Here is a 6,713-nt window from a genome sequence, read left to right as displayed (position 1 = left end):
TCTCCGGCGATGTCTTTGAGCGACGTTTCGGAGTAGTCGCCGCGAGAAAACCGCTGCAGCGCTGCGTGCAGTATTCGTGACCGAGTCATGGTCCACCTAACTAATGGTTGTTAGGGGATCCTACGACCGCGCTTGTCCGCGAGTCAAACTAGCGCTGCGTGGGTGAAAGGGGCGCCCGCTTGGCATCCTCACTGCCCCGATTAATCTAGACCGACCCTTGCGAAGGGCAAACACGGGGTGGAATAGATGACTCGGGGGTGGACAGTTCACCAGGAGCGGCGTCAGGTCAGCAGCACTGGCTTGAGCCCAGCAGCACTGGCTTGAGCCCAGCAGCACTGGCGTCAGCCCAACAGCACCGTCGCGAGGAACAGCACGGGGACGCACCCGATGGTCGTGATGAGCACGGTGTCGCGCGCGACTGCCTCCCCGACCCCGAAATGCTGCGCATAGTTGAACACGTTCTGGGCGCTCGGCAGCGCCGCGAGCACGACCACGATAAGCACCTCCGCCGGCCCCAAGCCGAACACGTAGCTCGCGGCGAGCCACGCGACCGCGGGCATGACGAACAGCTTCAGGGTGCTCGCGAGGATTACCTCACCACGGTGCCCGCCCGAGCTCAGTACGCGCTGTCCGTGCAGCGACACCCCAAAGCTGATGAGGAGCACGGGAACACAGGCGTTGGCGATGAGCTCGATCGGCGCAAACACGATCGTGGGCAGCGTCACACCGCTCATCGACACCGCGGTTCCGAGCGCAGAAGCGATGATGATCGGGTTGCGCAGCGCCCGCCAGATGGCGCCCAGTTGAAACCGGCCGCTCGCTGCAGCCTCGAGAATCGACAGAGACACCGGCGTGAGCACGAGGAGCTGAAACAGCACAATCGGTGCAGGGTAGGCCGCGCTTCCCAGAATGTAGAGCGACAGCGGAATGCCGATGTTGTTTGCGTTCACCTGCCCGGCGGCGAGCGCTCCGATGAGTGTTTCGGCGGCAGATCGCTTCCAGAAGAGCTTCGAAACGAGGGCGTAGCCACCGATCACGGCGAGGGCGGCAAGTGCTGACACGGGTAGCAGCGATGAGAACAGCACGTCGACGTCGGCCTGCGAGAGCACGACGAAGAGCAACGCTGGCGAGAGTACCCAGAACACGAGCCCGCTCAGCGTCGCGCGCGAGGAAGCGTTGAGCACGCCCGTGCGACCGAGAATCCACCCGACGAAGATGGCGAACCCAACCACGACAAAGCCTGTCAGTGCGTCAAGCAACGGTGCCTCTCCTGGGTGGATGTTCTGCGCTCAGCCTACTCCCGCGCGCCGCTCAGTCCATCCTGACTCAGCGAGGTCATCCCTTTTCGACGGCTGAAAAGGGATGACCTCGCTGAGGAGCCATGACATGAGCAGAGCGGTTGGGCTACCAAGGGTTGGGAAGCCAAGGGGCTGGGCAGCGAGGGGCTGGGCTACCAAGGGTTGGGCAGCCAAGGGTTGGGTCACCAGGCCACCAGGCCCCGCGGGGGCCGCCCGTTAGCCTCCGAAGACGCCGAGCTTGCCGTAGTGTGCGGCGAGGAGGTAGTAGACAGTCATGCGCTGCTTGTGGCCTGGCACCTGGTCACCGACGGTGGCAATCGCTTCGTCGATCGATGCGTCAGAGTCGGTGACGCCAAGCTTGTTCTTCACGAAGCTCTCGCGCACTCGTGCAAGCTCTGCCGGATCACTGTAGGAGACGAGGCGCGCGTCAGCGTTCGTCAGCGCAAGCGCGTACGTCTTCTCCATTTCGGCGACAACGGCGTCGCTCGCGTTCGGGGCGTACTTCTTGATGTCTTCGAGAGCGCTCATAAGAACGGATCCTTCCTTGGAAATCTATCCCCCGTCTTTGGGGTTCCTGTCCATTCTGGCGCGGCGCCTGAAAAAGATATAGGGCCAACACAAGAGGGGCCCGGTTTCTGTGAACCAGGCCCCTCTTCGACACCGAACTACTTACCGGTGTAGTAGCTATCCGCAACGTCGAGCGCCGCATCAATGATGTCGAGACCGCGAACGAGATCTTCCTCGCTGATCACGAGCGGCGGCGCGATCTGCAGGCGGTTACCCGCAGCAAACGGCCAGAGCCCAGCCGACTTGCACGCAGCCACCACCGCGTTGAACGGGGCCGCAGCCTCGCCACCCGCGTTGAACGGCACGAGCGGCTCGTGGGTCTCGCGATCCAGCACCAGTTCGAGGGCCCAGAACAGGCCCTTGCCGCGGTACTCACCGACCGACTTGTGCTTCTCAGCGAACTCGCGCAGGCGCGGCTCGATGATTCGCGATCCCAGATCGCGCACGCGCTCGATGATGCCCTCTGCTTCAAAGATGTCGAAGGTGGCGACGCCGGCAGCACACGCGAGCGGGTGGCCCGAGTAAGTGAGCCCGCCGGGGAACGCGCGGTCAAGGAACGCGTTGTGCACGTCTTCCGAGATCACGACGCCGCCGAGCGGCACGTAGCCCGAGTTCACGCCCTTCGCGAAGGTCACCAGGTCGGGCTTCACGTCGAAGCCCTGGTATGCGAACCACTCACCGGTGCGGCCGAAGCCGACCATCACCTCGTCGCAGATCAACAGGATCCCGTACTTATCGCAGAGCTCGCGGACGCCGGGAAGGTACCCGGGCGGCGGCACGAGCACGCCGTTGGTGCCGGTGACGGTCTCGAGCACAATCGCCGCGATGGTGCTCGCACCCTCGAGCTGGATCTGCTGCTCGAGGTGAGCGAGGGCCCGCTCGGCCTCTTCCTCCGGCGTGGTCGCCCAGAAGGCGCTGCGGTAGAGGAAGGGGCCGAAGAAGTGCACGACCTCCCCGTCGATGACGTCGTTTGCCCAGCGACGCGGCTCACCGGTCATGGTGATCGCGGTGCCGGTCGAGCCGTGGTACGAGCGGTAGCGCGAGAGGATCTTGCGCTTGCCAGTCGACTGACGCGCCATGCGCACGGCGTATTCGATCGCCTCGGCGCCGCCGTTGGTGAAGAACACCGAGCGGGCACCCTCGAAGGAGTGCTCGACGATGCGCTTGGCGAGCTCGCCGCGCACGTCGTTTGCCATCGCGGGCTGGATCGTCGACAGGCGTCCCGCCTGCTCCTGGATGGCCTTGACGAGGCCGGGGTGCTGGTGCCCGAGGTTCAGGTTGACGAGCTGCGACGAGAAGTCGAGGAACTCGTTGCCGTCGTAGTCCCAGAACGAGGCGCCCTCGCCCTTGGCGATCGGCAGCGGGTTGATCGCTCCCTGCGCCGACCACGAGTGGAAGACGTAGTCGCGGTCGTTTGCGCGCACCTCGCGCTGGGCGTCGGTGTCGCCGAAGCTCTGCTCTGCGCCATTGAGGTCGGTGTAGTCAGCCATGTGTGTTGCTCCTTTGCTCTAGCAGTGAGGTTAGCTGTTGCTCGGGAAACCGAGGTCAACCTTGGACGGTTCGGCGTTCGGCCAGCGGGTCGTGACGACCTTCGAGCGGGTGTAGAAGTGGATCGACTCGGGGCCGTAGATGTGGGAATCGCCGAAGAGCGAATCCTTCCAGCCGCCGAAGGAGAAGGATCCGACGGGCACAGGGATCGGCACGTTGATGCCAACCATGCCTGCCTCAACCTCGAACTCGAACTGGCGCGCGACGCCACCGTCGCGGGTGAAGATCGCGGTGCCGTTGCCGAACTGGTGGTCGTTGATGAGCTGCAGGCCATCCTCGTAGCTGTCGACGCGGACCACCGCGAGGACCGGCCCGAAGATCTCGTCGCGGTACACCTTGCTGTTCGTCTGCACGTGGTCGATGAGCGAGACGCCCGTGAAGAAGCCGCCGCCCGCGAACTCAGCCTCACGGCCATCGACGACGACGGTTGCACCCTCGGCAGCCGCGCCTGCGACGTAGGACTCGACGCGATCCTTCGCGTCCTGCGTGATGAGCGGGCCCATCTCGGAGGCGGGATCGGTGCCGTCACCGATCTTCAGGTCTGCCATGCGGTCGGCGATCTTCTGCACGAGCGCATCACCGACGTCGCCGACTGCGACGACGACCGAGACCGCCATGCAGCGCTCGCCCGCTGAGCCGTATGCGGCCGAGACCGCGGCGTCCGCCGTCATGTCGAGGTCCGCGTCGGGCATGACCAGCATGTGGTTCTTTGCGCCGCCGAGCGCCTGCACGCGCTTGCCGTTGCCAGCCGCGCGCTCGTAGATGTACTTCGCGATCGGGGTGGATCCAACGAAGCTGATCGCCTTGACCTCGGGGGCGTCGAGCAGGGTGTCGACCGCAACCTTGTCGCCGTGGACCACGTTGAGCACGCCGTCGGGCAGGCCAGCCTCGCGGAAGAGGTCAGCGATGAAGACCGATGCGGAGGGGTCGCGCTCGGAGGGCTTGAGCACGACGGTGTTGCCGCAGGCGATTGCCGAGGCGATCATCCACAGCGGCACCATGACCGGGAAGTTGAAGGGGGTGATGCAGGCGACAACGCCGACCGGCTGCTTCACCGAGTGCACATCAACGCCGGTCGAGACCTGCTCGTCGCGCTCACCCTTGAGGAGGTGCAGCAGGCCCGAGGCGAACTCGACGTTCTCGAGGCCACGGGCGATCTCGCCTGCCGCGTCCGAGAGCACCTTGCCGTGCTCGCTCGTGACGATTGCCGCGAGCTCGGGGGTGCGCTGCTTGAGCAGCTGACGAAGGTTGAAGAAGACATCCGCACGCTTAGTGAGGCTGGTCTTGCGCCACATCGGCAGCGCGGCCTGGGCCGCGGCTACTGCCCGCTCGACGGTCTCGACCGATGCGATACCGAGTTCGTGCTGCTGCTCGCCGGTCGCCGGGTTGAAGATGGGCTGGGTCCGCTCAGCGGCCTCAATCTTTTCGCCGCCGATGACATGGGGAATGTGCGCCATTGTTGCTCTGCCTCTCGAGTGGTGCGTATTCACGCAATATGTTCGAGCGTTTCAGCCCGTGATGTTCCCAGTATTTCAGCGGAGTTTGATCACAGCACCCGGCAAACTATCGCAACTTGCCGCATTCTCCGTACACTTTGTACGTGACCGAAACCCTCGAGCCGTACCCCAGCGTCAGCGATGTCCTCAGAATCCCAGAGCTCGCTGCCGGCGCCCCAGAACTCGTGACGGGCGACACCGGGCTCGAACGCCGCGTCAGATGGGCACACGTCGTCGCTGGGCGCGAGGCCCCCGGGCTCCTCGACGGCGGCGAGCTCGTGCTCACCACCGGGGCGGGCTGGCCGCCAGGCCACGGCGAGTCAGCCGAACTCGACGCGCTCATGCGTACCCTCGTCGTGGCAGATCCCGCCGGGATCGTGTTTGAACTCGGCACTCACTTCGACGCAACCCCGCCCGCGCTCACCGCGGCCTGCGTCGCTCACGGCATCCCGCTCATCGTGCTGCACCGTGTCGTCCGCTTCGTGCAGATCACCCAGCGGGTGCACCAACGAGTGCTCGCGGCACAAAACGAGGCGCTTGAGGCACGCGCCGAGGTGCACGCGATGCTCACCGAACTCGGGCTGAATCGCAGCCCGGTTGACTACGTGGTGGATCGCATCGCTGCCACCCTCGGATCCCCCGTCGTGCTCGAAGATGCCGGGCACCGCGTCGTCGCGTGGTCAGGCGGAGACGCCGGAGTGCTTAAGCACTGGGCGGCACCCGAGCGCCTGGTTCACGGCGCCGATCCTGATCTGCCTGCCGCCGCAACGCGGGTCCCCGTCGAGGCGCAGGGAACCCGCTGGGGGTGGCTCACCGCGCTGCCCGGCCCGCCGCACGCCGCCGGACGGGAGACGGTGCTCGAGCTCGGGGCCTTCGCGCTCGCGCTCGCGCGGCTCGCGGACGCCGACGGCGAGACGTGGCTGGATCTCGGCTCGAAGCGCCTCTTCGACGCCGTCTTGTCCGGCCGATACTCCGGTGAGCGCGAGCTCGCCAGCCAGCTCGCCGCGGGCGGGCTCCCGCTCGAGCACCGTGTGCTTCTCGGCGCGACGCTCACCGGAACGGGCGACTTCGGCGCCCACGAGTCACTCGAGGCCGCGATCCTCCAGACCGCGCTGCGCAGGGCGGTCGCGCCGGAGGCACGGGTGATCCTCGCACCCGCGCCGGAATCGCTGGGAGCTCCCCGCACCCTCCTTGCGCTCATGTCGTTCCCGCCCGGGGATCCACGGCTTTCACACGCCGCAACGCCGCAACAGCATCCGCTCGCAGCGCGGCTCGCCCACGAAATCGGCATGATGCTGCCCGAGACCACGCCGCCGTCGTGGCGAGCCCACCTGAGCATCGGGGTGACCGCGACTCGGCCGCGCGCGCTCATTTCTTCGCTCGAGCGGGTCGCCGCGGCGGGCTCGCCCGCAGGATCCCCCGCTGGGGTCAGCGCCGCCACACGGGGAGCAACGCCCGCCAGGGTCACCGTGCAGCTGGCGGAAGAACGGCCGCTCGCGTACCTCGTGCGGGGCCTCGCCGCCGCCCCCGAGCTGCAGGAGTTCGCGAGCAGCCTGCTCGACCCCCTGTTCGAGCACGACCGCATGAGCGGCACCGGGCACAGCGGCGACCTCGTGACCGTGCTCGCGGCGTACCTCACGCACCCGACGAACCGCTCACTCGCGGCGCAGCAGGCACGAATGTCGCGGTCGGTCTTCTACCAGCGCATCGCGCTCATCGAGGAGCTCACCGGAGCGGAACTCGCCGACGGGGAGACGATCGCCGCGCTCACCGTCGCGCTGCTCGCGCGGGGCGAGCTGTAACC

5 protein-coding genes are annotated in these 6,713 nt (G+C 66.4%); 1 reads left to right on the top strand and 4 read right to left on the bottom strand.

Features of this window, described 5'->3' with window-relative positions; all coding sequences use genetic code 11:
• Window positions 1-341 precede the first annotated feature (341 nt).
• The 4 genes from ACI1US_RS10415 to ACI1US_RS10400 form a co-directional block, all read right to left on the bottom strand.
• Window positions 342-1,259 carry an AEC family transporter gene (locus ACI1US_RS10415; protein ID WP_461640241.1) on the bottom strand — a complete coding sequence of 306 codons (918 nt, stop codon included), beginning with the start codon at window positions 1,257-1,259 and terminating at the stop codon, window positions 342-344.
• A 255-nt stretch (window positions 1,260-1,514) separates the two neighbouring features.
• Window positions 1,515-1,826: a DUF2853 family protein gene (locus ACI1US_RS10410; RefSeq protein ID WP_416550005.1), complete on the bottom strand. Its 312-nt coding sequence runs from the start codon at window positions 1,824-1,826 to the stop codon at window positions 1,515-1,517.
• 137 nt (window positions 1,827-1,963) lie between these two features.
• On the bottom strand, window positions 1,964-3,355 hold the full coding sequence (locus tag ACI1US_RS10405; protein ID WP_416550004.1) for an aspartate aminotransferase family protein: 1,392 nt from the start codon (window positions 3,353-3,355) through the stop codon (window positions 1,964-1,966).
• Between the two features lie 30 nt (window positions 3,356-3,385).
• Entirely contained in the window at window positions 3,386-4,870 is a 1,485-nt protein-coding gene (locus ACI1US_RS10400) for a CoA-acylating methylmalonate-semialdehyde dehydrogenase (protein ID WP_059060518.1), read from the bottom strand.
• Between the two features lie 143 nt (window positions 4,871-5,013).
• On the opposite strand from ACI1US_RS10400, the gene ACI1US_RS10395 reads away from it, so the two are divergent.
• Window positions 5,014-6,711: a PucR family transcriptional regulator gene (locus ACI1US_RS10395; protein ID WP_461640238.1), complete on the top strand. Its 1,698-nt coding sequence runs from the start codon at window positions 5,014-5,016 to the stop codon at window positions 6,709-6,711.
• The last annotated feature ends 2 nt before the right edge of the window (window positions 6,712-6,713 follow it).

This window comes from Leucobacter sp. BZR 635, assembly GCF_048061935.2.
Classification (GTDB): domain Bacteria; phylum Actinomycetota; class Actinomycetes; order Actinomycetales; family Microbacteriaceae; genus Leucobacter.
This window is presented reverse-complemented; position numbering and strand designations above follow the sequence as displayed.